2 protein-coding genes and 1 pseudogene are annotated in these 2462 nt (G+C 42.6%); all 3 read right to left on the minus strand.

What is annotated here, in order from left to right; genetic code table 11:
- Positions 1 to 832 (minus strand): hypothetical protein (locus tag PX481_RS27035; protein WP_288097026.1); only part of this gene is annotated, 832 nt, incomplete at its 3' end.
- Between the two features lie 7 nt (positions 833 to 839).
- Complete coding sequence (locus tag PX481_RS27040) at positions 840 to 2204, minus strand: UDP-N-acetylmuramoyl-tripeptide--D-alanyl-D-alanine ligase (protein WP_288097028.1); 1365 nt, start codon at positions 2202 to 2204, stop codon at positions 840 to 842.
- Positions 2205 to 2242: 38 nt separating this feature from the next.
- Positions 2243 to 2462 (minus strand): annotated as a pseudogene (locus PX481_RS27045) (zinc ribbon domain-containing protein); the annotation flags it as partial.

Raw genomic sequence — 2462 nt, forward strand, 5'->3', positions numbered from 1 at the left:
CGTCGATTTCTGCAATTTTTTGGGGATTAGGGGCAAGAATTAGGCTATTATCGGCTGTAACTTGACCAATACGGTAAACAGCACTTCTAAACACTCCCGCATTATCTGGATCGTAAGCGGAAGCTATGTAGATATTACCTTGCTTATCTACGGCTAAATCGGAGATGGGGCGAATATTTTTACCACTACCAAAAGGACTCCGAAAAGTTACCGACTGAAATTCCCCGAATTTTAAGGGATTGAACGAGATATCCGTCCAGCGAATTTTGGTACTCTCTTGACTATCGGCCCGTTCTGCGTAGATAAATAGATAACGATCGCCTTGCCGACTAACAGCGATCGCCTCTACATTTTCGACTGCGATCGGCCAATTTATTTGCTCAACTATCTTGACTTTTTGCTGGTTATATGCTAGTAAAAATAGTCTTTGAAAAGGTTTTTTGTCGCCACTTTCAGCCAACAAAAATAAGTTAGTTTCAGGGATATGAGTAATACTTTCGAGATCGTTACTCAATCCCTCTGGATTTGGCCAATCTACCCTTAAAACCTGCCATAATAGGGGTTTTTCCTGCGTAGGCAGCCGTAAAAGACTCAGCCTTGGTTGAGATGGATCACTATTTTTGCCCTTATTTTTGGCATCGTGAACCCCTAGAAAAATATCTGCTTCTACCCAAGCTAAACCACTGAGATCCGGAAGATAAGTCTCCAGTTGTCTCGATTGTTGAGCAAAAGAGACTTGCACGACCGAAAAAAAGAAAACTAGCCCTAAAATCCCTGAAAAAACAGTTTTCAATCGGCTATTCTTGCTAAAAAATGCTCTCTTCTCTAACATATATCTCCTAACTCCTAATATCACTGATTAACTCCTCCACCACGCGATTTAAACCGACGGAATGGGAAGCTTTACATAAAATGCGATCGCCAGAATCGATCACGTCCTTCAAACGATTAATTAAATCTATATGAGTTTGAAAACATTCGCAAGCGACCCCAGTAGCGGACTCAGCAATAAATTTAGCTTCTGGGTCATCTACCAAGACAAACAAGCGATCTATACCTAGTTTTTGCACCCTCTCACCCACTTGGCGATGTAATTGCTCCGAAAAAGACCCTAACTCCTTCATCGTGCCTAAAACAGCAATATGACGCTGACCGGGAGTAGCTTTCAGTAAATCCAAGGCCGCTAACATTGATTCTAGACCCGCGTTATAGGTTTCATCGAGGAGTAGGATATCTGGCTCTAATTGGTAACGTTTGGCCCGACCACTGGGTAAATTAACTTTAATTCCCTCTTGCAAAGAAGTCCAATCGATGCCTAAAATTTTCGCTACGGCCAAGGCCGCCATAAAATTTAAAGCATGATGACGACCGGATAAAGGTAAGTTAAAATCTAGTCCATTGACTCGTAAAGTAGTTAAATCCAGTAATTCCCCGACTATATCGCCGCCAGAGAAGCCATAGGTAATTGTTTCCCCCTGCCATACCCGTTTAGCTGTTTCGGTAAGTAAAGGGTGATCGTAGTTAAGAACAGCTATACTACTAGAAGGAGACTCGGCCAATAACTCACCCTTGGCCTCTGCGATCGCTGCTTCCGACCCTAAACGACCGATGTGAGCGGTTCCCACATTAGTAATCACTGCGATCGTCGGTTGGGCGATTTGAGCGAGCAGGGCAATTTCTCCCCGTCCCCGCATTCCCATCTCGATTACGGCACTATCGTGAGTTTCATCCAGTTCGAGGAGAGTTTTCGGCACTCCGATCTCATTGTTATAATTAGCCAAGGTTTTATGTACCTTTCCCCGGGTTGCTAATACGGAGGCGATTAATTCTTTAGTCGTGGTTTTCCCCACCGATCCTGTAATAGCAATCACGGGTATAGTAAATTGATTCCGCCACCAATGGGCTAATTGCTGATAGGTTTCTAGGGTATTCTGGACTAGAAATACAGGAATATTACTAGAGTAATTTACCGAAACTGGCTGATCGACAATCAATGTCGCCGCTCCTTTTTCGATAGCCATATCGATAAAATCATGACCATTAAAATTATCACCTTTTAAGGCCAAAAATGCTTGTCCTGACTCAATACTACGGCTATCAGTATTAATGCCAGATACTAAACTATCAGGACTAAAACTTATGTCACCATTATCTTGTAAGGACAATAATTGAGCTAGTTGATTGAGGGATAAATGACAGGCCATAGACAATAAAAATACTTAGGATTAACATACTCCCACCGTCAAGCTACGCTGTGACGGGGGATTCTTTCCACATCGCTGTTAGAAATTCCTTGTTCAACGAGACAACTTAGATTCTCAATGTCTCCACTGAAAATCCAGAGGTCGGACTCTCCCAAGGCGTTTGGGTCGGTTTCTGTTTGCCCAACAGTACCGTTGAGATGATTTCCCAAATATTGTAACCCTTTTTTAAGAATATTTATTGCTGCATTATGATCCCTA

Source organism: Microcystis sp. M53603_WE2, from assembly GCF_030065435.1.